Origin of the sequence: Streptomyces sp. NBC_01261 (genome assembly GCF_036226385.1) — a bacterium.
GTDB lineage: Bacteria > Actinomycetota > Actinomycetes > Streptomycetales > Streptomycetaceae > Streptomyces.
Genome location: NZ_CP108463.1, coordinates 5,398,041 through 5,424,317, shown reverse-complemented (window position 1 = coordinate 5,424,317; position 26,277 = coordinate 5,398,041). Strand labels below are relative to the sequence as shown.

Annotated in this window: 21 protein-coding genes; 10 read left to right on the top strand and 11 right to left on the bottom strand. The window is 68.5% G+C overall.

Annotated features, from left to right (window positions below):
* Positions 1–10 precede the first annotated feature (10 nt).
* Positions 11–1,015, top strand: a complete 1,005-nt coding sequence (locus OG226_RS23785; RefSeq protein ID WP_328680783.1) for an acyl-CoA desaturase — start codon at positions 11–13, stop codon at positions 1,013–1,015.
* A gap of 11 nt (positions 1,016–1,026) precedes the next feature.
* On the opposite strand, the gene OG226_RS23780 is transcribed toward OG226_RS23785, so the two are convergent.
* From OG226_RS23780 to OG226_RS23765, 4 genes are all read right to left on the bottom strand, one after another.
* Entirely contained in the window at positions 1,027–1,776 is a 750-nt protein-coding gene (locus OG226_RS23780; RefSeq protein WP_329349963.1) for a GAF and ANTAR domain-containing protein, read from the bottom strand.
* Positions 1,773–2,519 carry an ANTAR domain-containing protein gene (locus OG226_RS23775; protein ID WP_328680779.1) on the bottom strand — a complete coding sequence of 249 codons (747 nt, stop codon included), beginning with the start codon at positions 2,517–2,519 and terminating at the stop codon, positions 1,773–1,775. The genes OG226_RS23780 and OG226_RS23775 overlap by 4 nt, the downstream gene beginning before the upstream one ends.
* 64 nt (positions 2,520–2,583) lie before the next feature.
* Positions 2,584–2,916 (bottom strand): STAS domain-containing protein, encoded by a 333-nt coding sequence (locus OG226_RS23770; RefSeq protein ID WP_328680777.1) that lies wholly within the window; start codon positions 2,914–2,916, stop codon positions 2,584–2,586.
* 253 nt (positions 2,917–3,169) lie between these two features.
* Positions 3,170–4,558 carry a helix-turn-helix domain-containing protein gene (locus OG226_RS23765; RefSeq protein ID WP_328680776.1) on the bottom strand — a complete coding sequence of 463 codons (1,389 nt, stop codon included), beginning with the start codon at positions 4,556–4,558 and terminating at the stop codon, positions 3,170–3,172.
* A gap of 200 nt (positions 4,559–4,758) precedes the next feature.
* On the opposite strand from OG226_RS23765, the gene OG226_RS23760 reads away from it, so the two are divergent.
* Positions 4,759–5,568 carry a DUF4232 domain-containing protein gene (locus OG226_RS23760; protein ID WP_329349962.1) on the top strand — a complete coding sequence of 270 codons (810 nt, stop codon included), beginning with the start codon at positions 4,759–4,761 and terminating at the stop codon, positions 5,566–5,568.
* An 843-nt stretch (positions 5,569–6,411) separates the two neighbouring features.
* On the opposite strand, the gene OG226_RS23755 is transcribed toward OG226_RS23760, so the two are convergent.
* The gene (locus OG226_RS23755; protein ID WP_329349961.1) at positions 6,412–6,639 is read right to left on the bottom strand and encodes a hypothetical protein; all 228 of its coding nucleotides are present in this window, start codon (positions 6,637–6,639) and stop codon (positions 6,412–6,414) included.
* Between the two features lie 450 nt (positions 6,640–7,089).
* Here OG226_RS23755 and OG226_RS23750 point away from each other — a divergent pair, with 450 nt between their 5' ends.
* Positions 7,090–7,425: a hypothetical protein gene (locus tag OG226_RS23750; protein ID WP_329349960.1), complete on the top strand. Its 336-nt coding sequence runs from the start codon at positions 7,090–7,092 to the stop codon at positions 7,423–7,425.
* A gap of 133 nt (positions 7,426–7,558) precedes the next feature.
* Entirely contained in the window at positions 7,559–11,320 is a 3,762-nt protein-coding gene (locus tag OG226_RS23745) for a CHAT domain-containing protein (RefSeq protein ID WP_329349959.1), read from the top strand.
* 150 nt (positions 11,321–11,470) lie between these two features.
* Here the strand turns inward: OG226_RS23745 and OG226_RS23740 are convergent, their stop codons facing one another.
* Both OG226_RS23740 and OG226_RS23735 read right to left on the bottom strand, forming a co-directional pair.
* Positions 11,471–14,143: a hypothetical protein gene (locus OG226_RS23740; protein ID WP_329349958.1), complete on the bottom strand. Its 2,673-nt coding sequence runs from the start codon at positions 14,141–14,143 to the stop codon at positions 11,471–11,473.
* Positions 14,136–15,608, bottom strand: a complete 1,473-nt coding sequence (locus tag OG226_RS23735; RefSeq protein ID WP_329349957.1) for a hypothetical protein — start codon at positions 15,606–15,608, stop codon at positions 14,136–14,138. Before OG226_RS23735 ends, OG226_RS23740 begins: the two co-directional genes overlap by 8 nt.
* 446 nt (positions 15,609–16,054) lie before the next feature.
* Between OG226_RS23735 and OG226_RS23730 the strand changes: the two genes are divergently transcribed.
* Positions 16,055–16,726, top strand: coding sequence for a hypothetical protein (locus OG226_RS23730; RefSeq protein ID WP_329349956.1), 672 nt, complete (start codon positions 16,055–16,057; stop codon positions 16,724–16,726).
* A gap of 38 nt (positions 16,727–16,764) precedes the next feature.
* On the opposite strand, the gene OG226_RS23725 is transcribed toward OG226_RS23730, so the two are convergent.
* From OG226_RS23725 to OG226_RS23715, 3 genes are all read right to left on the bottom strand, one after another.
* Positions 16,765–17,316, bottom strand: coding sequence for a hypothetical protein (locus OG226_RS23725; RefSeq protein WP_329349955.1), 552 nt, complete (start codon positions 17,314–17,316; stop codon positions 16,765–16,767).
* A gap of 61 nt (positions 17,317–17,377) precedes the next feature.
* Positions 17,378–17,635, bottom strand: coding sequence for a DUF397 domain-containing protein (locus OG226_RS23720; RefSeq protein WP_443066907.1), 258 nt, complete (start codon positions 17,633–17,635; stop codon positions 17,378–17,380).
* Positions 17,632–18,513 (bottom strand): helix-turn-helix domain-containing protein, encoded by an 882-nt coding sequence (locus OG226_RS23715; protein WP_329349954.1) that lies wholly within the window; start codon positions 18,511–18,513, stop codon positions 17,632–17,634. Before OG226_RS23715 ends, OG226_RS23720 begins: the two co-directional genes overlap by 4 nt.
* A 224-nt stretch (positions 18,514–18,737) precedes the next feature.
* Between OG226_RS23715 and OG226_RS23710 the strand changes: the two genes are divergently transcribed.
* Positions 18,738–20,078: a tetratricopeptide repeat protein gene (locus OG226_RS23710; RefSeq protein WP_329349953.1), complete on the top strand. Its 1,341-nt coding sequence runs from the start codon at positions 18,738–18,740 to the stop codon at positions 20,076–20,078.
* Between the two features lie 55 nt (positions 20,079–20,133).
* The gene (locus OG226_RS23705) at positions 20,134–20,838 is read left to right on the top strand and encodes a 2'-5' RNA ligase family protein (RefSeq protein ID WP_329349952.1); all 705 of its coding nucleotides are present in this window, start codon (positions 20,134–20,136) and stop codon (positions 20,836–20,838) included.
* Here the strand turns inward: OG226_RS23705 and OG226_RS23700 are convergent.
* Entirely contained in the window at positions 20,719–21,279 is a 561-nt protein-coding gene (locus OG226_RS23700; RefSeq protein ID WP_329349951.1) for an ATP-binding protein, read from the bottom strand. The genes OG226_RS23705 and OG226_RS23700 overlap by 120 nt on opposite strands.
* A gap of 429 nt (positions 21,280–21,708) precedes the next feature.
* On the opposite strand from OG226_RS23700, the gene OG226_RS23695 reads away from it, so the two are divergent.
* The 3 genes from OG226_RS23695 (at position 21,709) to OG226_RS23685 (ending at position 26,218) form a co-directional block, all read left to right on the top strand.
* Positions 21,709–21,912, top strand: coding sequence for an FxLD family lanthipeptide (locus tag OG226_RS23695; RefSeq protein WP_329349950.1), 204 nt, complete (start codon positions 21,709–21,711; stop codon positions 21,910–21,912).
* Between the two features lie 80 nt (positions 21,913–21,992).
* Positions 21,993–25,046 (top strand): lantibiotic dehydratase, encoded by a 3,054-nt coding sequence (locus tag OG226_RS23690; RefSeq protein ID WP_329349949.1) that lies wholly within the window; start codon positions 21,993–21,995, stop codon positions 25,044–25,046.
* Positions 25,043–26,218, top strand: a complete 1,176-nt coding sequence (locus tag OG226_RS23685) for a lanthionine synthetase C family protein (RefSeq protein WP_329349948.1) — start codon at positions 25,043–25,045, stop codon at positions 26,216–26,218. The genes OG226_RS23690 and OG226_RS23685 overlap by 4 nt, the downstream gene beginning before the upstream one ends.
* Positions 26,219–26,277 lie beyond the last annotated feature (59 nt).

The following is a 26,277-nucleotide window of genomic DNA, read 5'->3' as shown; positions in this document are numbered from 1 at the left end:
GGAGTCCGTCATGTCCACCCTCTCCACCCCGTCCACGACGGGAATCCCGGCGGGCACCGGCCCGCCGCCCCCGCCCTACGACGGCACCTCCCCCTTCCCGCCGGACCAGGGCCCCGCGCCCGTCCGGGACAGCGGGGACCGGATATACGTCGGCGTCACGGCGGCGATCGTCGTCCTGCCGTTCGTCGGGCTCGGCCTGGCCGGCTGGCTGCTGTGGGGGCGGCTGATCCACCCCGTCGACATCGTGCTCGCGGCCGTCCTCTACACGATCAGCGGTCTCGGCGTCACGGTCGGCTTCCACCGCGGGCTCACCCACGGCTCGTACCGCGCGATCCGGCCCGTGCGCATCGCGCTCGCGGTGGCCGGGTCGATGAGCTTCCAGGGCGACGTCATCGGCTGGGTCGCCACCCACCGCCGCCACCACGCCTTCACCGACCGGCCCGGCGACCCGCACTCGCCGTACCGCTACGGCACCCATCTGCGCGGCCAGTTGCACGGACTGTTCGACGCCCATGTCGGCTGGCTGTTCCGCAACGAGCAGACACCGCCCGAGCGTTACGCCCCCGACCTCGTCGCCGACCCCGACATCCGGGCCGTCTCCCGCGCCTTCCCGCTGCTGTGCTTCGTCACGCTCGCGCTGCCGTTCGGCCTCGGCTGGGCGATCGGCGGCAGCTGGCTGTACGGCGTAACAGGCCTGCTGTGGGCGGGACTTGTGCGCATCGCGCTGCTCCACCACGTCACCTGGAGTGTCAACTCGCTGTGCCACATGATCGGTGAGCGCCCCTTCCGCACCCGGCGCCACGACCGCGCCACCAACCTGTGGCCGCTGGCCCTGCTCTCCTTCGGCGAGAGCTGGCACAACCTCCACCACGCCGACCCCACCAGCGCCCGGCACGGCGTCGACCGCGGCCAGATCGACCCGTCCGCCGCCGTCATCCGCCTGATGGAGCGCGCCGGTTGGGCCTACGACGTGCACTGGCCGTCCGCGGACCGGGTCGCCGCCCGCCGCGCCTGACCCGGCCTCGGCTACGACGCGCGCGGTGGTGCCGGGATGGTCCTGGTGTCGAAGTCGCCGCCGATGATCTGCGCCGCGAGATCCGACAGGCGCAGATGGCGGGCGCGGGCGTAGGAGCGGAAGGCGGTGAAGGCGTCGTCCACGGACGTGTTCCAGCGCTCCGCCAGCACACCCTTGACCTGCTCGATGAGGATGCGGCTGGTGAGCGCGTTCTGCAGCTGGCTGTTCTCGACGTGCGACTGCTCCAGCGTGCGCTGCTGGAGCACCGCGATGGTGGCCACGTCGGCGAGGGCCCGGGCGAGGGCGATGTCGTCGTCGCCGAGGTGGTGCGGGGTGGTCTGGAAGAGGTTGAGCGCGCCGACGACCCGGTTGCGCAGCCGGAGCGGAATGGCGTGCGTGGTCACGTACCCGGTCTCGCGGGCCTGTGTCGCGAAGCGCGGCCAGGCCGCGGTCACCTCGGCCCGCGTCAGGTCGATGTTGGTGCGGGCGGCGCCGGTGCGGTAGCACTCGACGCAGGGGCCCTGGTCGTGCTGGAGCGCGAGGAGTTCCAGCAGGCGGGTGTGCTCGTCCGAGGCGGCGATGATCTGCAGTTCGCCGTGCGCGTCGACGAGCAGGATGCCGGCCGCCGACACGTCGAGCAGCTCGACGCAGCGCGCGGACAGCCGGTGCAGCAGGTCGATGACGTCGAAGTCCTCGACCAGGGAGTCCGCGACCTCCACGAAGATCTCGGCCAGACGTTGTTCGCGGGCCATGGCGATCATCCCTTTCCACTGTCGGGCGAATACGGCCCGCTCATATCGTCGTCCAATTCGTCGCCGAAGCGCAGTCGGCGGGCGACCACGTCCGCCGCGACCTCTCCGAGGGGGCGTTCACTGCCGTAGGCGTGGGCCCGCAGCCGCAAGAGGGCCTCCTGTATGGGCACGCCCAGCTGGACACTGATCATGCCGGTCGCCTGGTGCACGACGGGGCGGTTCAGCCCGGTCGGCCAGTCCGGCATCGCGTCCGGTCCGGGTGCGGTGCCGTTCGCGTGTCCGTTGCCGTTCAGGAACGCGCCGGTCAGGGCGGCCGTCAGGGCGGTGGCGTCGGCGTACTGCCGCTCGCTCATCCGTCTGTCCCCGGCGCACAGCACGGTCAGCACACCGACCCGGATGGCGCCGATGCCCAGCGGGAACCCGCACACGCCCTGGACGCCCATGTCGCGCGCGGCCGGCAGCAGCACCGGCCACCGCTCGGGGCGGACCCGGTCCAGGTCCGGCTCCAGCACGGGCGTGCCGGTGCGGACGGCCTCCGGGCCGGGGCCCTCGCCCAGCGTGAACTGGAGCTCCTCGAAACGGGCGCTCAGCCCGGGATGGCACCACAGCGGCTCGGCCGTGCGGGCGGCGCCGACCAGCAGCGACAGGGCGACGCCCTCGGCACCCAGCGCCCGGGCGCAGGCCTGCGCGGGATCGCCGCCCTCACCGAGGCGCAGCGACCGCAGGACTTCGGCCATGCCGTCGCTGATCACCGAGCTCCGTTCCGCGACCGCCGGGGCGCTTCGAGTCGATGCGGCGACCGACGTCTGCCGTACCCTACGTGGCCCGGCGTTCCAACGCGCGATCGGCGAGCACGCCCTTCCAGGCGTCCCGCACGCTCGCATACCGGGGGAACCGCTCGACCAGACCGGCGGCCCGGAACACCAGCAACGGCCCCGGCCGGGAGTGCACGACGCGCAGCCACCCGAGCCGCCCACGACACTCCTTCCAGGCCGCGCCCAACGGGTCCAGAACGCTGCCGTCCATGAAGGTCACGTCTAGCAGATCGACGACGACGAAGAGCCGCCCCGTCCCCTGCAGGGCCTCCTTGAGCTCCCGCGCGAAGGCCGGAACGGTCGTCAGATCGAGCTCACCTCTCGCCCGCACCACGCGTAGTCCGTCGGGTCGTCCGTCGGGTCGTCCGCCTGGTCCGTCGAACAGATCAGGATGCGGGCCCATGTGCCCCATCTCCCCTGTAAGAGAGTGGCTTTCGCCTTCTTGCGCAGGGCCTCTGTTGCGCGGAACGAGACTGCACGGAGAGGGCCGGGGTCCGGGGCTGCCGTACGACGACCCTACTGCCGGAAAGGCATGTGCCGGGAGCCGTTTCCAGCTAATGGATACCGATTTCGGCCTTCTGCCTGCCTCAGTCGCCCTGATGCGGTACCCACTCGCTGTCGTCCAGCGAATACCCGTAGCGCGGACGCCCGTTCATCCCGCTGGTGTGGAACGGTTTCCCCTGGTCGTCGATGCGCAGTACCCCGTGGCGGGTCCCGCTGGTCCAGTTCAGCTCCAGATACCAGCGCACGTCGTGAGAGGCCGCGGCGGCGGTGACGTACAGGACCTCGGGATCACTCTCACTCACCTTGTACGGCAGCCCCGTCTGCCCCGCCTTCGCCGTCGCCACCGGCCGCGTCGCGTCCAGCCCGACGTCGAAGGAGTGCGTGGGCACCCCACCACCGCAGCCGACCCCGACATACCCCATGGTGTACGCGCTCCAGGCCAGCGGCGCCCCGCTCTGCACCACCCGCACATTCAGCGACTGGAGTACGACGGTCTCCTGCCCGGTGCCCTGAACCGTCAGCTCAAGATACTGACTGTCCGCGGACACGGCCCCCAGCGCACTCACCCAGCTCGGGGCGTCCTGCTCGGTGGGCGGCGGCGGCACCTTCGCCGCGTCCTCGTCGACCAGATAGGTCTGACTGCACGGACTCTCCCAGGCGTACGGCCGCGAGGTCACCGTGAGCGGAACGGCCGCGGTCGCCGCGCCGCCGCCGGCCTTGTCGCCCGGGGTGACGGACGTGCCGGTCCTCGCCGCGGCGGACTTGGAGGGGTCCGCGCTGTCGGATGGCGAGGTGGAGGGGGAGGAGGTCGCCTTCGCCTTTGACTTCGCCGGGTCGGAGGGGGAGGAGGCACCGTGTCCGGTGGAGGTCACGGCTCCGGCGTCCTGCTTGCGGTCATTGCCTCCATTGCCTCCGTCGCCGCCGGAGACGAGACGGGGGACGAGGGCGGTGGCGGCGAGGACTACGGCTACGGCGGTGGCGGCTAGGAGGGTGGTGCGGGGGCGGGGGCGATTGGTGTTGCGGGGGGTTGGGTCGGGGGTGGCGTTGGGTTCGGGGGTGCGGCTGGGGGGCTCGCCTGGCTCGGGGTGGGGTGCGTCGGGGGTGGGCGTGGGGGTGGGGGTCGCGCTCGGCCCCGAAGCCGCCGGTGTCCCTGCCCCTGCCCCTGCCCCCGTCTCTGTCCCTGTGTTTGCCGCTGTACCGGCGGCAGCCTTCCGTTCCCGCTGGCGTGCACCGTCGGCCAGGATCCACCGGCGGTGGGCCTCGACGAGCTCGTCCGGGGTGGCCTTGCAGAGCCGGGCGAACCGCTCGACGGGGGCGTACTCGGTGGGCACGGCATCGCCGTTGCAGTACCGGTGCAACGTCGACGTACTCATGTGCAGCCGCTTCGCGAGCACGCCGTAACTCAGCCCCGACCGGTCCTTGAACTCCCGTATCAGCGCCGCGAAATCAGCGGTCTCCTCAGGCCCTGCCACCCTGCCCCCATTCCGGTCGAGCGTTCCAGGGAGTCGATGTTCCCCCAGGTAAGAGCCGGTGCGAACGTTCCAGGTTCCCGTACATCCTGGCCGTCGTGGCGCCTGGGACGGAAGGCGGCACAAGCTGCGGTCATCAAAGCACGCAGCCCGCCGACAGGTTGGGCGGCACCTGATCCCTCCTCCCGAAAGGCACAACAGCCATGTCCGCGTTCACCGCCCGTCCCCGCACCCGCCTCCTCGCCGCCGCCACCGTCGCCCTCGCCGCGCTCTCCCTCACGGCGTGCAACGACAAGCTGGGAGTACAGGACGAGGGCGCGGCCGACCCGACCTCCTCCACGGTGGGGACGCCGGCACCGTCCGGGACGAAGCCGGGAGGTTCCACGGGCTCGACGTCGGGCGGTTCGTCGTCGGGCAACTCCTCGACGGGCGGCAACACGGGTTCGGGCGGCAACACGGGTTCGGGCGGCGGCAGGACGAGCGGGGGCTCGGGATCGGGTACGGGCTCCGGCTCAGGTTCCGCCTCGGGTTCCGCCTCGGGTTCTCCTGCGGGATCGGGCTCCGGCTCGGGCACCTCGGCGAGCAGCAGCGTCCCGTGCAACGGCGCCAACACCAAGGTGACGGCCCAGACGGTCTCGCGCCCCATCAACCACATGCTGCTCACCGTCACCAACACGGGTTCCAAGACCTGCGACCTCTACTACTACCCGGCCGTCAACTTCGACGACGCCCAGTCCGTACCGCCGGGCATGAAGGACTCCCAGCCCCAGGCGGTGACCACGTTGTCCCCGGGCCAGTCGGGCTACGCCGGCATAGCCCTCGCCGGCGGAGACAACGGCACGGGCACCAACGGCCGCACCGCCAAGTCCCTCTCCGTCTACTTCTTCGACCGCGACAACAACAGCATCAGCCCGGCGGCGACCCCGGCCCTCCCGGCGAAGGGCGTGTACGTGGACGACTCGCTGAAGGTGACTTACTGGGTGTCGGATGCGCAGGACGCGCTGACTTACTGACGGACTGAGTACCGGGGACGGGGGCGCCGAGAACGCCGGAGGGCCGGTACTGGGATGAGTACCGGCCCACTGAACTGCTATCTGGCTGTCGGGGTGGCGGGATTTGAACCCACGACCTCTTCGTCCCGAATTAGGTCCGATCATGTTGCCCACCAGCTGCGAAGGATGTATGCCCAGGTCAGGCTGTTGGTGGCCGTTGGTCTCGGGTGGTGCCGCGAGGGCTCTGGGAGAAGATCTTCTCCCAGATTTCTCCCAAGCGGTGGGGTGACAGCGTGACAGTTGCTTCAGGATGTCGCGTTACGAAGGCGAATTTGCATGCTGCGGTACGCCGTCAGCGGCAGCACGGCGCATGGCGTACCACCGTCTATGCATTGCTTGCGCAGAGGATCGGTTGGAACCGTCCTTTCAAGTACCTCGACGTCTCTCTGCTCTGGCTGAGGGAGTTGGCCGAACCCGCGGGTGTATCTGCACGTTTGGAGCAAGAATGGCGGCCTGGTAGATCAACAAGGCGCAGGGGGCGAAGTTCTGTATGACGAGCCAGGTGGAAGTAGGCGGCCTGAGGATCGCCAAGGCGCTGTCGTACGTGTGTGGGCATCGGGACGAACTCGCCGCGCTGCTTGATGAGGACGACGCCGCCTTGCGTGCTGTCGAAGCAGCAGTCGGCAGGCCGCCCGCAGACGTCTCGCTCACTACCCTTCTGGACGCCTTGCACGCAGCAGTTCGATGCGCAGGCGATCCATCGGGGGTGTATGGGGGAATGGGCCGCAGCGTGATGTCGGCCGGTGTTGCTGGTTTGGACGTCGTGTACCGGTGTCCCTTGCAGCTGTGTATCGGTCGATCCGGTCAGGAAGTGGACGGCGACGTGCCACGCTGCCAGTTCGCCCCCGGCGCGACGGCGCTGATCCGGGAGAGGCTCCCGTAGTGGGAGGGCTGCTCGGTGAACTCAGCAAGAAGCTCGCCGAGCGGTGGCTGACTCTCCTCGTACTCCCAGGCGCGCTCTATTTGGCGGTCGCCGCAGCCGGACACACTCTCGGGCAGAGCGCTGCGCTGGACGTGGGGCGGCTTACTCACGCGATCTCGGACGCTGCCCGGGCTCCCGTGGCGACTGCGGTAGGCGGCCAGGTCGTGCTGCTTGCTGCCATCTTGGCCGGTGCGGCCGCCGCTGGTCTTGCTGCCCAGTCCCTCGGCTCCGTTGTCGAGCGTGTGACCCTGGCTGCCGGCTGGGGTGCATGGCCGTGGTTGTTCGGTGAGTTGGCTGAGCGGTACGTGGCACGCCGGCAGCGTCGCTGGGACGCGGCACGGGCGGAGTACGAAGCTCTACGGCTTCTGGAACGCGCTCCGCGACCGGCTGACCGTCCCAGGCCCCGGGAGCGTCACCGCGCTGCCCACAGGTATGAACGTATCTCCGTGGAGCGGCCTGAACGGCCGACTTGGAGTGGTGACCGGATCCACGCCACGGCGGTTCGGCTGGACCGAGATGCACATATCAATCTCCTCATCCTCTGGCCACACCTTTGGCTAGTGCTGCCGGAAGAGATACGTGGCGAGATCAGCAGGTCCCGCGCCGCGTTGGCGCGAACTGCCGTCCTCGGTGGATGGGCCCTGCTCTATCTGCCTCTGGCCTGGTGGTGGTGGCCTGCAGCGCCGCTGGCCGCCACGATGGTGGTCGTCTCGGCACGTCGCCTCCGTGCTGCGTCGGACACCTACGGCACGTTGCTGGAGGCATCTGTGCGCCTTCACCTGGCGGACCTGGCCGACAAGCTGCGCATCGAGGAACAGCCGATGGGTCCTCTGCTCGGTGGCGCGGTCATGCGACGGCTGAGCAGCCCGGCGCCTGCGGCGGAACCGGCTTCGTGAGCTCCGTCGAATTCAGAGGCTCGCCTCGGCATTCCTGGGCGGTGCGGCAATCAGATCTACCGGAGACGGAGATCGGGAAGTGACAGGACGGTTTATGCAGGGGCGTGAGCAGGATTTCGCAAGGAAAAGCGAAGTGGAGAAGCGCATTACCGTAGTGGAGTTACGGCTGGACCGGCTCGCCCGCGAACAAGATCCTCGGGTGGTGCTGGAGCCGGAAGCACTGGTCGAAGCCCGTCAGCTTGCCTCGATACTCCACGATGACGAGTCCGACCTGGAAGGTTACTACCTCCTCGGTTGGTTGCATGTCTCCAGGTACAAGGCACTTCCCGAAGGGGCTGGGCATCGGGACAGAGAGGAAGCCGTCGCGAAGTTCACGCCTTGCTTCGTGTTCGGCGCAGATGAGGAGGATCTGCCGGACGAACTCCTTCCAGATGTGGCCCAGCGCGCGCTCGGCTTCGTCTGGAGGATCCAGCAAGGGATGAGTGCTTCGCCGAGCCCGGCTTTGCGCGCAAGAGTGACCGATCTCCTGCGCCGTATCGCGGCCGCTATCCCCCGTGGGAAAAGCGAGTACGCGGAAACGCTGTCCAATCTTTCCGTCATCCTGAGTTCCCACTTCGACGCGGGTGGCGAACTGGCGGATCTGGACGCGGCGATCGACGCGGCCCTGGGCGCAGTGGAAAGCACGGCAACAGGGCATCCGAAAAAGCCGGGCATGCTGTCCAACTTGTCAGGTGTGCTGATGTCGCGCTTCACTCTTACAGGTGCCGCGGCGGACCTGGACGGTGCGATCGAGACCGGCCGATTAGCAGTCCAAGCTTCTGTGGGCTCCGCTGTCGGCAAAGCTGGCGGGCTCAACAACCTGGGTACCGCGCTGAAGACCAGGTTCACCGAGAGCGGCATCCTGTCGGACGTGGACGCGGCGATCGAAGCCTTCCAGGAAGCCTCAGCCCTCTGTACCGAGGACCACGAGAAGGCGGGAGTTCTTCACAATCTGGGGACCGCCTGGCACGGCCGATATGAAAGCACCGGCGCGCTGGCGGATCTCGACAACGCGATCGAGTGCTGCCAGGCCGCAGTCGAGGCGGCTCCCGAGGAACATCCTGCGCGCTCCATGTTCCTGTCTGGGCTCGGCACCGTCACGCTGACTCGATTCCAGCGCACTGGTGAAACAGCGTATTTGGGCCGATCTGTTATTGCGTTCCGGGAAGCTCTGGAGATGCTCCCGCCGGGGCACCGGGCTCGTGGTCTTCGTCTCTCTGGCCTGGGTCAAGCTCTCCTGGTGCGATACCGCATCGGCGGCGACAGATCCGACCTCGATACGGCGATCGAGATGAACCGCGCTGCTTCCCGGGAAATTACCCCGCATCAGACCGAGTTCAACGCAGTTCTCAACAACCTGGCCATCTCCCTCGGGCAGCGTTTCGAATGCACTGGTGCCATGGACGACCTGGACGAGGCGATCAGCGCCAGTCGTGCTTCCGCTCGGGCCACCGCAGACGGTCACGTCGACCGGCCGACCCGTCTGTCCAACGTCGGTCTGATGCTGTGGACTCGGTTCAAGCACACCGGGGCGTTGTCGGACCTGAACGCCGCGATCGAGTTCGCGCACGGAGCCGTGAAATCGGCACCCCGTGAACACTCCGCCTTGGCGGCGATGCTGTCCAATCTCGGCACAGTGTTGTTGCAACGTTACGAGCGGAACGGGGACCCTCAAGACCTCGACGAGGTAGTCCGAAGAAACCGCGAGGTCCTCGGCATTACGGATGCAAGTAGTCCTGACCGCCCTCGCTTTCTCGCGAATCTGTGCACCGCCCTGCACACCCGTTTCCAGCGCACTGGAGGCTTTGAGGACCTGGACGGCGCGGTCGCAGCGGGACATGACGCGACCGCCACCGTTCCGTCCCACCACCCTGAGCGCCCCAGGTACTTGTCCTTGCTGGGGGGTGTGCTGACCGTCAGGTTCGCGAGGACCAGGTCCATAGCGGATCTGGATGACGCGGTGGTTGCGTGCCAGGCCGCGCTCGACATCTCGTCCGCGGAACATCCGGAGCGGGCTGACTACCTGTTCCAGCTTGGGGCGGCGCTGCATCGTCGGTATCAGCAGACTCACTCGCGACGCGACTTTGACCGAGCACTGGCCGCCCACACGGAAGGCGCGCGAGCCGACGGTGCCAGGCCCTCGATTCGGATTCGGGCCGCTCAGGCAGCGGCCTCAATGACCGGACGGCTGGATCCTGATCTCGCAGCCGATCTCTTGGCCGGTGCCGTACACCTGCTGCCCGAAGTGGCAGACCGCCGACTGAGCCGTGGTGACCAGCAGCACGCCATGGGCAAGTGGTCCGGGCTGGCCGGAGATGCGGCGGCACTAGCTCTTGCTTCTCGCGAAGGCACACCCGCTGAACGGGCAGCGCGAGCACTGCAGTTGATCGAGGTGGGTCGCGGTGTCCTCCACAGCCAGGCGTTGGACTTGCGGAGCGATCTCGCAGAGCTTCGCGAGCGCCATCCAGACCTGGCCCATCGCTTCGAGGTACTTCGGGACGAGCTGGACCGGCCGATGGAATTGGCTTCCCTCACGGAGCCCGACGGACAAGTCAGCGCCGCGGTACGTGCGGTCGATGCCGAGGAGCAACGACGCGGCCGCGCCGACCAACTTCAGGCCACGCTGGGCAATATCCGAGCGCAGGACGGATTCGCCAGCTTCGCTCGTCCCCCCGCCGTCAGTGAGCTCCTGGCACAAGCCACCTCCGGCCCGGTGGTGAGCTTCAACGTCAGCCGCTACCGCAGCGACGCACTGCTGTTGACGTCCGATGGAATCGAGTCCCTGAACCTGCCCGACCTTACGTACGACCTCGTCATCGACCAGATACAGACTTTCCATAGGGCACTGGAAACCGTTGCGGATCCGCGCATGTCGCCTCTCACGCGAAAGGAGGCGCAAGCGACGCTTCACGCTGTCTTGGAGTGGCTGTGGGACGCGGCGGCCGAACCGGTCTTGCGCAGCCTTGGTTTCACTGGTGAGCCCTCTCCCGGACAGTCGTGGCCCCGCGTCTGGTGGGCGCCTGGCGGGCTCCTCTCGCTGCTACCTCTGCACGCTGCCGGCCATCACTCCGAGTCGCTCCGGGCGGACTTGAGAGACGGGGAACCGCCGACAGTCATGGACCGTGTCGTCTCCTCGTACACCACCACGATCCGCGCACTGCACCACGCGCGCCGTCGTCACACCTCCGCGCCGTCCGTGAGCCGGTCACTGATCGTGGCCATGCCCACAACTCCGGGCGTTCCAGGTCGCCTGGACCACGTCTCGGAAGAAGCCGCACTGTTGTGCGGCCTGCTGCCCGAGCCGACGCTCCTCATGGCGCCGGGTGCAGAAGCTGACGGCATGACAGTCCCCGGGCCGGAGACCGGGCCGACCAAGGCCCAGGTCCTGAAGATCCTCTTCGATTGCGGGATCGTTCATTTCGCGTGCCACGGTGCCCACGACCCCGACGACCCGTCCCAGAGCCTGTTGCTTCTGCACGACCACGAACGTGATCCGCTCACGGTGGCGAGCCTTGCAAGAATGAAGATGGACTCGGCCCAACTGGCGTACCTGTCAGCGTGCCGAACAGCGTTCATGGAATCTGTGGAGCTGATCGACGAGGCCATCCATCTCACATCGGCCTTTCAGCTCGCGGGTTTTCCCCACGTCATCGGCACCCTCTGGGAGATAAACGACGAGGTGGCCTCGCATATGGCAGCTGACTTCTATGCTGAGCTCGGCGGAGTCACCGACCAGCATGGTGGCCTCGACACGGATGCAGCGGCCCTTGCTCTGCACCACACTGTGTGCAAGGTCCGTGATCGCTATCCCAAGTCCCCCTACCTCTGGGCGGCCCACTTGCACGCCGGGATCTGAACGCGGGCGGTGTCGCTGCTGAGACGCAGCATCGACATACATACTGTTGTCGATGCCGCTTGCACCTTGGTCTCGACTGACCGTGAGTGCGCGGTGATTGAGTGTCCGTGACGCGGATCTTCCGCGATGGACATGTAGAAACTCCCCAGGCTATGGCTCACATTGCGGTGGTTGGGGTCCGACCAGGCCGAAATCCGACAGGACTTGGTGAGCCAGTTCGAATGGCTGGTTCCGGGGGCCGTGGGGTACGGAGGCAGCGGATTCGAAGCTGCGCTGTGCGGCGAGAGCTCGGGGGCCTACAAGTCCGGTGAGCCGGTAATGCCGCCAGAGGGGAATCGGCCGGCGAGCATCGACCACGATGAGGTCGGGTCGACGCCAGACAACCAGCGCCCAACCTCCCCCGCCGGACTCCGAGCCCGAGTCGGCCCAGGCCCCGACCAGGGGCGCATCCTCGGCGGAGCCGACTGCTTCGAGTGCCACCAGCGCGGGGTTGCTGAAGCGGCCGGTGACATGGAGCAGGAGTCGTCCGTGGCGGTGTACGTCGCGCCCCTTCTCGGTGAGGGACCATACGGCGTCAGCGAGGGGATCGTCCTGGACGACGTCCGACGCGACATCGAGCACGGCGGCTTGGTCGACGGCCGGGCCGAAGGCTGTGTCGAGCAGCGCCGTGTATTCCGCGATGTACGCGGAGTCCACTGCGGGAAGCAGGTGGCCGACTGCCTGGGAGGCTTCGTTGAAGGCGAGTGTCTCAGGGGTGATCTCGTAGCGCGGGGCATGGCTTCGGAGCACGGCGAGGGCGACTGCGGCGAGGCTGCCGACCTGGGGCTCGATCCGCTCGGGGAGATCGTTTCGGTTCAGTGCGCGGACGGCTTGGGAAAGCAGCGGCAGCCAGTCGGTTTGTGCTGGAGACCAGGCGCCGGCCGCGACGGTCCACAGGGTCAGCCGGACGACGAGCATGCGCTCGGGAGGGCCCAGGTGGGGAGCGAGGGCGACGAGGCGCTCCACCCAGCGCCGGTATCTACGGCGGACTTCCTGGTCGGCCTGCCGGAGGTCGGGCAGGGTGGCGGTGCTGCTCGCTTCGGCATCGGCTGCCTCGGGATCGTGCTCTGCCGCCATGGTCTCGGTGTCGTCATCGTCGAGGGCGGCTTCGGTGTCGTCGGTGAACCGCTCGTCCCAGGAGACGGGCAGCAGGTCCTGAAAGGGCGTGCTGATGTCGGTGGGCAGGGCGAGCCCCAGCGCGAAGCGCGTGAGCGGGTGTCCGACGCGTCCGGCGCATTCGTCCAGATAGCGCTCCCAGCCGTCCTCGTCGCCGTCCAGCGGGGCCGTCGCGGCGGCACCGCCGGTGCTGCTGCTCGCGGATACGCCCGCTGGGGTGGGGGGCAGTCCCGTACGAAGGGTCTCCAGGTCGCCCAGGAATCGTTCGGCGAGCCGGGGATCCGTGAACAGGTCGGGTGGCCGTGTCGTGGGGGCCTGGGACTGGGTCGGGGTCATTCGGCGCAGGGCGCGGTCAGGGTCGACGACGAACACGATGTTGCCGAAGCTCGGTACGCCGTCGCTGTCGACTACGACCAGGCGCACACGGCTGCCCGCATCAGCCGGAGCCGTCACCGTCAGCGTGGCTTGTTCGGGCGGGATTTCGGCGACGCGCTCCCATGACTCCGGTGGTGCTGCCGCCTGAGACAACTCCAGGTGAGCGCTGTCGGGGAGAGGCCGGGCCATGCTGATCTCCAGGCCGTCCGATACGCGTAGAGCACCAAGCAGCAGCGGCCCACTGCCAGCGATAGGGCGGGGAAGAGGCGGGGCCGTGTGCAGCCGGGCGGCGGGCTCGTCGGTGCCGTCCGGAAGGAGGGTGGCGGTGATGGGGGTGATGACGCCGAGTTCGCAGTTGCCGCCATCGCCCTGGGAAAGCAGCAGGGCCGCCGCGGAGAGGTTCGGGCTGCCGGTCAGGGCCCAACGCTGCCCTGCGGAGACCCACTCGACGAGTTTCCCGTGGCGGTACCGCTGGCCGTTGTCGCTGATGACGCGTCCGTCGTACTCCTTCACCAGGGCGGCGACCGACGGACCGTCGAGATCGCTGAGCCCGGGCTGGTAGGCGAGGGTGAACCGACTCGGACGGAAACGTTCGAGCAGCCGCCGCAGTGCCATCGAGCGTCGGTCGTAGAAGGGCGCGAACACGGCCAGTTCATCGACGGGTCCCTGCGGCAGCTGATCGATGATCGGCGAACGCAGACTGCTGACGACGCGGACCTGCGGCGCTGTGGGTGTCCTGTCGCGGTGGAGTCGGTCCAGCAGCGCTGCGACCCGGTGCAGCGCCTGTGGCACGCCGGCGGAGAATCTCACCTTTTCCGGGAGGTCACGCAGCCAGGCCGACATCTCCGGGGTCGCGGTGGGACTCTGCTCACCGTCCACCCGCAGAACCGTCCACAGTTCGGCGTTGGCCTGCCAGCCGGCCAGCGTGGTGTTGCCGGAGCCGAGGGCGATGATGGCGTGTTCCGGTCCGGCGAGGACGATCAGCTTGGGATGGAACGCGGCACCGTGGGCGTATGCCAGACCGGCGAGGTAGCTCCGGCCGGCCCGCCGGACGGAGCGGGGATCGTTCCGGGCCATGGAGACGTCTCCCGCCACCGTGACGCGTGCGCCGGTGGCCTGGGTGACGCCGAGGGCGACCTCCTCGAAGAAGCCGAGATCGGCGGTGAAGCTGAGGAAGAGTGCTTCTTCCAGGTTCCGTCCGCCCGTGCGTTCCTCGTCGAGGATGAGGGTCAACGGAGAGGCGAACGCGGTTGGTGGCTCCACCACGACCGGTGCCGGTGCGGTCTCAGTCAACGAGAGCCCTCCCGCTACTGGTCACCGACCAGTGCTGGTCGTCGTAGTGCAGTACGCCGCAGGTGGCCAGGACGGTCCCGAGCTGGTCCAGCCGTAGCCCGACGTCACCGCGCCCCTCCTGGCTTGTCCGGTACAGCAGCCCGCCCCGCTCGTGCAGCCGGGTCGGTAACCACAGTGTGCCGTCAGCACGTCGGCGGGCCTTGGCCAGCGCGATCCGCTGCGACCGCGCCACCAGGTCGTAGGTGAGTCGGCGGGCGACATCGCGCAGTTTCATGGGCCGCGCCTCGTCAAGCCGCCGCTGGACCCATTCCGGGCCGAGCTCGACACCGCGCTGGCCTAGAAACGCGTCCCGGACCCGATCGGTAAGTTCGTCCACCCGACGGGCACCGGCGGCGAGCACTCGCAGTTCGGAAAGGGGCAAGGAATCACCCGCCCACCTCAGGTCGTGCTCGGCGGGCAACGGCGCTCCGGTCGTGCTCTGCGTCGCGGGAAGAGAGGACAGGAACGCGTCCACCGTCATGTCGGGAAGCTCTGCGGCGAAGCGGTCCGCCACTTCCTCGATCGGTAGCAGTCCGTCGACCTGTTCCACGAGCCAGGACCACAGGCGGCGCCAGGCTCCGACGGAGTAGTTGCGTAGCACCACTCCGCGCCAGGCGCCGGCCGCGTCGATGCCGCTGGTCACGGGATCGGTGGTCAGGAAGTCGCCGAAAGCGAGCACATGGCCGATGTCGCGGGTGAAATATCGGACGGGATGTGTGGCGACCACACGAGCCAGAAGCTGAATCGTCTGTCGTCGCGTTGCCGAGCGGGAGCCTGCTTCGGCCGGTGCACTGGGCTCGCACATGAGGTTCGCCAGCCACGCCCCGTCAGGATGCTCACCGCCCACGCACACGCACAGCCGGTCCCCGAAAGAGACGAGATCATCCACGTTCAGCGAGTCCTCGGCGGCCAGTTCGAGCAGCCCACCCAGCCCAGCTCGTAGTGCCGTGGTCTCCAACCGCGGTCCGGGAACCGGCATGGGGCCCGCACCGAGGATGCCGAGCGCGACCTCGGATCCGGCGTACGGCGCCCAGAACCCCCACGAGTTGCCCACATACCCGTCCTTGCCCGGGACCTCAGCCTCGAACATGGCGACCGTGCCGGCGTGCAGCCGCCGGGCCAGGGCATCGACCCCATGAGCACGCGGCAGCCACTCCAGAGCCTGCGGATGATGCGCGAACGACACGGCGGCTAACGCCACTTCCGCGCGGCGCAGAAGAGTCTGGGCGGCTGGGACCGTCAGGTCTTCCGCATCGGCTTGCGCTGCGACCAGCCCGTGCAGAGCGTAGTAACGCGCATGCGGAGTCAACGTGGTCACCCCTGGCACCAGGTGATCGACCATGCGCCCCACATGCCGCTCCACCGAGAGCGGATAACGGCCCGCGGCGACGTCCAGTCCGGGGCGGCTCCAGCCCGGTCCGTCCACGAGCTCCGATGTTTGCCTCTTCCCACCGACAGCAACCATGCGCTCAACCATCGGACCGAGAGCAGCTGAACGCCGCTGGCCGGTGGGTGCGCTGCGCAGTGAGCCCTTTGCGGCAAGACAGTCCGCGGCTGTGCTCGACCATTTCCCGCTGCCACCCCCTCAGTGCTGTTCAGTCGGGAAACTGATCCGTCATTCTGGCGCATCTCTCGGGAGGCAGAGGCACTTCGGATGTGAATCACCCAGCCGGATGGGACAGCCCGATGGGTGAATCTGCATCCATGTCTGATAACCGTCATTATCAAATGGAGGTGCACTCGCGTAGCCGGGGTCGGCGTATCGTCTTGTGGCGTCGGGCGAAAATCCACTGCAAGCGGAGCCGTTACGCAAGACAAGGCTCGGCCTGATGGCCGAAGCGGCTGATGTGACGATAGATGAGCGGGGGAGGGATGCGCACCGTGGTCACTGGTCTGCCGGACCCGGTACTCCGCTTCCCAGGGCCGCTGCCCCTCCTGGTGTCGATGTCCGACATCGCGACGTTCGCCCGGGTGAAGCGCCCTGTCGTGTCCACCTGGCGCCGACGCCACCCGGACTTCCCCGCCGCCATGTCCGAGAACTCGGGACGGCCGCTGTTCGACGGCGCACAGGTGACCGACTGGCTAATCGCCTCCGGCCTTGGCAACGCTGCCCCGCAAGAACTCCGATCCGAGCTGGCCCTTTTCGGCATCATCGCGCTGCGGGACCGTTTCCCGCCGTGGCAGCTGGTCGAGACGCTGGGCAGCTTGTTGTGCCTGCGCCGGCTCGACGGCCGGCCTCTGGCCGACGATGCGAACGTCTCCCCGGCCTCCCCTCCCGACGCCGAAGCTGACGAGGCCCTCTGGTCCGCGCTGCTGCGCCGAGCCGAACGGGTCGACGCCGAAGACGATTTCGTACTCCGCGAGCTTCGCGCGATCGACGCCACGGCGGCCCCACTCGCCCGCCTCGCCGAGGACCTGGTCGAATCCGCCTACGACGAGCGCGGCGCGTACGAGTGGCTGCTCGCCGCCCGCTCCCGGCTCGGACTGGACTCCCTCGCCGCCGACGCGCCGCTCACCGTAGCGGCGTACGACGACGTTGAGTAAAGCCTGGAGAGATGCCGTCCCACTTGGCGCTTGTGTGGTCAGCCGTCGTCTCGCCGTCCAAGCAGGCGGGCCTGTTCCCTCTTCAGCCGGGCGAACCCCTCCCGCGCATACACACCGATCTCCTCGCTGGGGAACGACACCTCCGACTGGTGCTGGTCGTAGCTGCCCTGCGCCCACCTGGCGACGGTGATCTCGTAACCCGACACATGCGCGCAGAGTTGCAGCAGAAGCGGCGGCATCTCGGGTTCGCTCAGAAGGTCGGCGTGCCGGATGACGAGGTCACGCATGGCTTGGATGTTCGGCAGAAAGACGGTCGTGACCCAGAGCCGCCATTCGGCGAGTTCTTCCTCCGCGGGCGGCGTCTCGTGGACGAAAGGTGATCGGCCGTCGGGCCGGACGTTGCGCGCGGCGAACGCCGCGAAGGTGCGGCTGTTGGCTTCTGTTAGGGCGAACAGTGGGCCGTAGAAGTTGCTGAGTTGCCGGTTCACGCGGGCGAGGCGTTCTTGGCGCTGTGCCAGGCGAAGGCCGTTTACATAGGTGGCGATGTAGCCAACGAACGCCAGCCCGATCGTGACGACCACTGCGATCATGAGAGGAGATGCTACTGAGCTGTGCGACAGTACCGCTGCCCTGTGGACCTCGGCCTTCTTCTCAGCCCCAATGCTCACTCATAGACCCGCAGGCGATCCCGCCGACCAGCGCGTACATCGCCGCCTTCGAGAACAGCAACGGACGACGGCCGATGTCCTTGGAGTCGCGCACTGCGGCGTGTTTGCCCAATTCCGCGACTTCCACGCAGTCGTTGGCACCCCCGCTGTACGAGCTTTTCCGCCACCGCGCGTGCGCGAGATCGACGCCGTGTGGGGCTGTCGTGACGTCGTGTCGGGCGGCCATGTTGGGCGTGCTCACTCTTCGAGCTCCTTGCTGATGCGTGCGATGCGGGTGCTGGTGTCCGACGGGTCGAGAGCGGTGCTCCTCAACTGGTCGAAAATGTCCGTGTAGTTGTCCACGTCCTCTGGGGACTCCAGGTACACGGAGTTCTTGGGATTCTCCAGCCACACCAGGTCTGGCGTGGGGTGCGGGAAGGTCAGGATGACGAACGGGCCGTACAGGCCGGGATGCGCTCCGAGTGAGAACGGCAGCAGCTGCACGGTGACGTTCGGCTGCCCGCTCGCCTCCACGAGCGTCCGCATCTGGTTGCGCATCACTTCGTCGGAACCGACCGTCCTTCGCAGCACGGCTTCGTCGAGGATTGCCCAGAGTCTGGCGGGGGTCTCTCCGCCCAGGCGGCTGCTCTGCCGCTCCATGCGGACCCTGACCAGGGACTCGACCTGTGGTGGGGAGAGGTCCTTCCTCATTTGGGAGATCACGGCACGCGCGTAGTCCTCGGTCTGGAGCAGCCCCGGCACCAGCATCGGCTGGTAGCTGGCGAGTTGCGTCGCGTCGGCCTCCAGCGCGAGGTACCCGTCGTAGCGGGTCGGGGTGAGCACCGTGGAGTACTTCCGCCACCAGGGCTTCTGCTGTTCTTTGTCCGCCCGCACGAGGTCGAGCACGTCGGCACGCCGGTCGTCTTCGACGACGCCGTACAGGTCCAGCAGGGCCCGGACGAGGACCGGTGTAGTACCGCGTTCGCCGTTCTCGATCCGGCTCAGTGAACCCTGATTGATCTCCAGCTGATCGGCGACCTCGGTGAGGGTGAGCCCGGTCGCGTCACGCAGCTCTTTCAGCCGTGCCGCGAGCTGTCGCCGGTACACCGACCGCGGGACCAGGCTTCTCTTCAAGGCCATGCCGGAAGTCTCTCCGTACCGAGGACGCCTCTACAACCCATACGGGTCAACTTCGCAAGACATATTGCCTAGTTGGTGGTTGCGTCGGCATGCTGTCAGGAGTCGCGGCGCGCGGTTCGTACATGCATCCGCCGCAGCCGACCGACGGGCGAGGCATCGCCACGATTCCACTACCGGCACGCGCCTCCGCGTCGGTCCCGCACGCCGCACCAGGAGGGTGGGCCATGCCACGGACAACGCTGCTTCGGCAGCTGCTCCAGCAGCGGCACCTGACTACGCACGAGGCTTTCGCCGCCCAGTACGAGCGATCCGCCGTCCGACTCGCGGAGCTCGACCGCGACCCCCGCCTGGCGTCCCTCCAGGTCTCTCCACGGCAGTTCGACCGGTGGTACGGCGGGGAGTTATTGACTCTGCCCCGCCCTGACGCCTGCCGGGTGCTGGAACACATGCTGGGCAGACCCGTGTCAGAGCTGTTCTCCACGGCGTACGCCGACGACTCGGGGTCCGACCTCTCCCTGGAGTCGCACGGGCGTGGGCCGGCGCCCAGTCTTCCTTCGCCACGCGAGGACGACGAGAACCCACTGGATATCGTCGCCCGGACCCGGCAGCTCACTGCCAGCAACGCCGACGACGCGACGCTCTCGTTCCTCGGTTCCTCCCTGGAAGGCATCACCAGCCGGTACGAACAGGACGGGCCGTACGTCCTTCGCCCCCAAGCCCGCCAGGTGCGGCAGCTCGCCCACACTCTGCTCGACGGCCGCCAGCCCCCACGCACGCGCCGGGAACTCTTCCGCCTCGCCGCCCGGGCCTCCGGCCTGCTCGGCTACATGGCGGTGAACACGGGCGACTTCGTGCTCTCGGAGGCGTACTGCACCGAAGCCCGGGATCTCAGCCGCGAGATCGGCGACCTGGACACCGAGTTGTGGGCGTCCGGCACCCTTTCCTTCGGCCTCTACTACGCCGGCCGGTACGACGAGGCGGACACCTGCGCCGCCACGGCCGTCGAACGCGCCCCAGGCCATGCCCAGTCCATTCGCCTGCTGGCCAACGGACGGGCCCGGGCCCTTGCCAAGACCGGTGACCGCCGGGCCGTCGAGCAAGCCATCGGACAGGCACTCCGCCTCTCCGACCTCCACGAGGTACCCGTTGGGCTGACCTCCTGCATCTCCTTCGAGCCCTACGGACGGGCCCGAACGCTGGCCAATGCCGTCACGTCACATGTGGCGCTACGCAACACGGCCCAGGTACTGCGCGACGCCGAGCACATCGATGATCTGGTGGAGCACTCGGCCTCCTCCTGGAGCCGTTCGCTCGTACGCCTCGACGTCGCCACTGCGTTGCTGCAGCAGCGCCCGCCCGACATCAATCACTCGATGGCGCTGGGCCGTGAGGCCCTGCGGCTGTGCGGAGATACGCCGATCAGCTCCGTCTACCAACGCTCCCGCGACCTGCACGAACAGGCCGGGCCATGGCGTGATCACCCGGCGGTACGCGATTATGGCGACGAGTTCCGGACCTGGAGCTCGCAGCCAGCGGCCCTGGCCATGGCGTCATCTGCGTCGTAGGCGCCGTCGGTGTCGTCGTACTCCGGGGCAGTGTGAAGCCGAAGGAGTACGTCGGGTGCCCCTGCTCAGCACCGACCCCGCCGCGTTCCCCGCAGAGCCCCCCGCCGACACGCACGATCCGGCGGTCACGGCGGCCCACGACTGGGCGGCGTTCCGCGCACTCGACGAGATGACCGACCACTGGGCACGCCCTGGTTGGTCGGACGGCAGCCGGGCGTATTACTGGATGCTGACCTTCCCGGACGACCAGCCGCTCGCTGCCCTCGCCCGGCACTGCCAGGAGGAGTTGGCGCCCCTCGGCCTCGACCCGGTACCGACGGACGGATTGCACATCACCCTCGCCCGAGTGGGCAGGCCGGGCGCAGTCGCCCCCGATCAGCTGGACAACCTGGCGCGGGACGCCGAGGCGCTGTTGCCCTCCGCGTTCTCCGTACGCGCCATGCCGCTGGCCGGCTCCCGCGGTGCCGTCCGCTTGTCCCTCGGCCCGTGGGAACCCCTGCTTTGGCTGCACCACGCGCTGGCCAATGCCGGAAACAGCGCCGGTCTCGTGCCGAAGAAGCCGACGTCCGCCTTCCGCCCGCATCTGAGCCTTGCCTACAACAACCGTCGGCGTCCCGCCGCCCCTGTCGTGGATGCGGTTTCAGGACTCCGTGTTCTCCCGGCCGTCGAACTCTCCGTGGCTGCCGTCCAGTTGGTGGAGCTTCGCCGCGAGGGGCGGACGTACCGGTGGGACGTGCGGAAGAGCGTCTTGCTCAGGTAGTCCACAGGCATCCAGAGGGAGGAACACGACCACTTCCTTGCCGATCGCGGTCGGCCGGACCGACCACCCGGCTGCCAACTCCTCGACGAGCAGCAGTCCGAGGCCACTGTCCGTCAGGTCATCCAGTGCCTCCTCCGCCGACCGTGCCCGAACCCTGGAGACATCCCGTCCTGCGTCGTGGACCCGCAGCACCGCCACGTTTCGGTAGACCTCCACGCACATGCAGTCCGGCCCACCGACTGTGTGTCTGACCGCGTTGCCCACCAGCTCCGAGGCGACCAGAACGGCGTCGTCGACTCGCTCCGGCAAAGCGCATCCCTCAAGGATCTCGCGTACGTGCCTGCGCGCGAGGCCCGAAGGCTCGGCGCAGTCGGCGAGTTTCACCCAATGGCGTCGTAGTGGTGTCCGCCTGCAGAGGCGCTCTTCATCTACCGCGTCCATCGCCGCTTCTCGTTTCCGGTAGGCACTGGACCGATCAGCTTCGTCACGCGTGAGCCGCGGCGGTACGCCGCGGCTCCGCCCTTCGCGCGTCGCCGGACGGCGGACGAACGGCGTGCTGACGGCGTACCGCCGCCGACTGCCCCCGGCGAGGCTCTTCTCCGAGGCGCCGACCCTTGGCGTCTGTGCACCACCTGGCTGGAGGTAACGCGGGATGAGCAGCAGTGCGAAGCAGACCGCACCACACGAGGTGCCCTCGGGCGCGCGCCTGGTGCTCTATGCCTGCCCGCGTCGCTCGGTAAGGCCGCCGACCACAGCGTGGCCAGCACACAGCGGTATGTCGCCGATGCCGGCTGGGAGACGGTCGATGACGCACGTCGGCCGGGCAGCACAACGAACCGTTCGGATCATCCCGACAGAAGAGGAACTGCAATGACTGCAACCACGCTCAGCCCGATCACGACCGCCACCACCGAGGCGTCTGTTGTGACGGCCGTTCTCGAGCTGCCCGCCGACCCATTCGACATCGACCTGACCATCGTCACGGAGATCGACTCCGACCTGCTCCCCAAGGCATGTGGCACCGGTGACGGATGTAAGCCGTCCTGTGCCTCGTCCTGCGCGAGCGCCGTCTAACGGCGGCTTGGGTACGGGGTCGGGAGCGCTGCCGCTCCCGACCCCGCAAGTTCACAGCACTGATGGCGGAGGAACTGGAAATGGGACGCGACGGAAAGCTCTACCAGCACACGGGCACCGCCCTGCTCCGGGCCGCCGCGATGCCGTTGACGGATCTACCGGGATGGTGGCCCGATCCGTCCGATACGGACGCGTGCGTCAGGTGGCTGATGCAGGTGTGGGCCGATGCGCGGTTCGCCGACGCAGTCCGGCAGGCGAGCGGTGATCTCGCCACGCGCGTCGACGCAATCTGCGCCGGACAGCTGGCACGCCCCAAGCAGGTCCGGCGCGCCGCCATGGCCACCGTCCGCTACGTGCTGCGCGCCGCGGGGCGGCCGACTCCGTTCGGCCTCTTCGCGGGGGTGGCCCCGGTCAGCGTGGGCTCCAGACCGTACGTGGGATGGGGAGACACGCACCGGGCTGTGGCGCGGGTGGACACGGAGTGGCTGGACGACGTCATCGTCCGCCTGGAGGCGTGCCCCGCCCTGCTGGAGCGTCTGGACGTGGTCCTGAACAACCTGGTGGTGCGTCGCGGCGGACGCCTGCACGTTCCGCACGGCGGACCGATGGGGGCCACCGTCCGACGCACCAGCGCGGTCCGTGTGATCGAGGACGTTGCATGCGGGCCGGTCCGCTCCGCCGCTCTCGCCGAGCAGTTGGCCGCCTCCTTCCCCCGAACTGAGCCGAAGACCATTGGCACCCTGCTCGGCGCGCTGGTACGCGAGAAGTTCCTCATTACCAACCTGCGCGCGCCGATGACGGACACCGATCCGCTCGCCTACCTGATCGCGCGGCTACACGGCGCCGACGCGGACACGGTTCCCGAAGCCGCACAGGTTCTGCACGAGCTCGAAGCGGTGCAACGCGCCGTACACGAGCACAACCAACTGCCTGCGAACCGCCAGGAGCCCCAACGGCAGGCGCTGGCAGCGCAGTTGCGCCGGCTCTCCGACGCGGGTCGAAGCCCTCTGGCCGTCGATCTGGTGCTGGACGCGGAGGCGCGGATCCCCGAGAGCGTCGCGCAAGAGATGGAGAGGGCGGCCGACGTGCTGCTGCGGTTGACGCGTCGGCCGACGGGCCAGGGCGTATGGAAGGAGTACCAGGTCGCATTCTGGGAGCGGTACGGCACCGGCACCCTCGTGCCGGTGAAGGAGGTCGTCGACCCGGCGGCTGGGCTCGGATACCCGGCCGAGTACCCCGGCAGCCGTATGACCGCGCCGCCACCGGAGCTCTCCGGGCGAGACGAGAGGCTGCTGGCACTGGCTTGGCAGGCACTGGCCGACGGCAGCAGGGAGATCGTCCTCACCGACGAACTGATCGACCGCATTGCCGACGATGGGCCGACCTGGCAGGACGCACCGCCCCACGTGGAGATGTGTGCGCGCCTCCACGCCGACAGCCTGTCCGCCCTGGAGCGCGGGAACTTCATGCTCACGGTGACACCGGCACGCTCCGCGGGAACGCTCACCTCCCGGTTCACTCCGGTAGCCACCGGCACGGGACTGGACGAGTTGTACCGCCGAGTCCCCGTCGGCGTCGAGAACGCGCTGACCGCGCAGCTGTCCTTCCCGCCGTTGTACCCGCATACCGAGAACGTCGCCCGCGTCCCCGCGTATCTCCCGCACGTGATCCCGTTGGGCGAGCACCGCGGCCTCGACGAGACTGCGCCGACACTCATCGACGTCGACGACCTCGCAGTCACGGCCACGCACACCCGCCTCTACCTGGTCAGCATCTCCCGCCGCCGTGTGGTGGAGCCGCAGGTCTTCCACGCCATGGCCCTGGACAAGCAACCCCCGCCCCTTGCCCGCTTCCTTGCCCACCTGACCCGCGCCTTCGGCCCTGCCTGGACCGGCTTCGACTGGGGGCCGCACGGCGCACGGCTGCTGTTCCTGCCGCGCGTCCGCTATAGGCGGGTGATCCTCTCTCCCAGCCGCTGGAACCTGACCGCCGACGCGCTGCCGGGCCGTGGCGCGGACACGGGGGAGTGGGCGGACGCCCTCGGCCGGTGGAGGAAGCGGTGGCACTGCCACGGTGCCGTCGAGCTGAGGGAGGACGACCGGACACGGCGGCTTCAGCTCGACGTGCCGGCCCACGCCGCCGTCCTGCGAGCCCACCTGGACCGCGAAGGCGAGGCCGTGCTCACAGAGGCGCCGCCCGAGGAGAGCTACGGCTGGATCGGTGGCCACGTCCACGAGATCGCCCTGCCGCTGACCAGCACTCACCCACCGGCCCCCGACCCGCTCGCCGGCTTTCTGTCCGTGCTTACCAACAGCACCCTCGGACCCGTACCGGGGTCGGGGCAGGCACCCTGGCTGAACGCCAAGATCTACACCCACCCCGACCAGTTCGAGGAGTTGATCGGCACTCACCTCGCGGGGCTCGTGGCCCAGCTCCCCGACGCACCGGAGTGGTGGTTCGTCCGCTACCGCGCTCCGCACGACCTCGACCACCTGCGACTGCGCATCCGCACCCGTAGCCCCGGGCAGTACACCACCTGCACCGAGCTGGTCGCCCGATGGGCCGCCGGGCTGCGCCGCGAGGGACTCAGCAGCAGGCTCGTGTTCGACACGTACACCCCGGAGATCGGCCGTTACGGCCCAGGCGCCGCCCTGCGCAGTGCCGAGATCGTGTTCGCGGCTGACTCGGCCTACGTCCTCGCCGCCCTACAGAGCCTGGGAACCGACGGCGTGGACGGTCGCGCGCTGGCCGCGGCCGGCATGGTGGATATCGCTTGCGCCCTGCTCGGCCCCGGCGAGGGCATGCGGTGGCTGACGAACCGCCCTGCTTCTCCCGCCCACGTCGAACGAGACGCCAGCGACCAGGCCATCGACCTCGTTCGCCGCAGCACGCCACGTGCCCGCGGCTGGGGTGACGCGCTCGCCCAGGCGTGGCACCGGCGCACCGTTGCCTTGGCCCTATACCGCAAACGCCTTGCCGAGAGCATGGACCTCGACTCCGTCCTGGAGTCTCTCCTCCACATGCACCACAACCGTCTGCGCGGCGTGGATCGGGAGGACGAAAGGATCTGCCGGCGCCTCGCACGGCAGTCCGCCGTCGCATGGGCCGCTTGGCCGGGGGAGAGCAGTCGATGAACATCGACGCGTTGCCGACGCCTACCCGGTCGGGCTGGGGCCAATCGCTGTACTCAGGCGCGGCGGGAGTCGCCCTGCTGCACGCAGTCAGGGCGCACACCGGTGAAGAGGATCCGGACGCGCTCCGGCCGTGGGCCGCCGCCATGCTCAAGGGCCCGATCCAGGCAGTCCCCGAAGCGTGCGGACTCTACGAGGGTGCACCAGCTGTTGCCTACGTCCTCAGCTTCTCGCACACGAACACCGCTGAGCGCTCCCTGGCGACCCTGGACAGGTACCTCGCCGATGTCACGCGCGACCGCCTCGGGCAGGCACACACCCGCATAGACGGCGGTGCCCTGCCTACCCTGGGCGAGTACGACCTCATCAGCGGACTGACCGGGCTGGGCGCGTACCACCTGCACCGCAGCAACCAGGCGGAACTAGGAGACACCCTTGCCTACCTGGTGCGACTCACCGAACCGATCACCGTCGACGCCCAGCCGCTGCCAGGCTGGTGGACCAGCGACAGCCCCGATCTGAAACCTTCGCCACGATGGCCTGGCGGGCACGGCAACCTCGGCGTCGCCCACGGCATCACCGGACCACTTGCGCTGCTGGCCACGGCTCTGCGCCGCGGTCACACGGTGCCCGGACAAACGCGAGCCATCATTCGGATCTGCGACTGGCTGGATCGCTGGCGCACAGGCACCGGCTCGCGTGCCTGGTGGCCGGGCCTGATCACCCGCGACGAACACCGGCGCGGCAAGCTCCAGAGCCCAGGACCGACACGCCCGTCCTGGTGCTACGGCACCCCCGGCATCGCCCGCGCCCAACAACTCGCCGGCCTCGCCCTCGGCGACCGCGACCGGCAACGTCAGGCCGAACAGGCCCTCTCGGGATGCCTGGCCGACGATCGGCAGCTCGCCCAGCTGACGGATGCATCCGTCTGCCACGGCTGGGCGGGGCTCGTACAGACCGTCTCCCGTGCCGCCGCCGACGCCATCGACGACGAACTCGCGGCGCGTCTGCCCCACCTGAATATCCGGCTTGAGGAGCACCTGGACCACAACGGACTACCACATGGAGCCGGTCTCATGGACGGCACGGCAGGCATCCACCTGGTCCGTCTCACCACCGCCGTCAACACGGCGGTCTCGGTCCCCTGGGACCACTGCCTGCTTCTCGCTGGATGACGTCGCGATCGACACCCGCACACCAGAGCAAATGAGTACGCTCTGCCCGCGCCGTACGC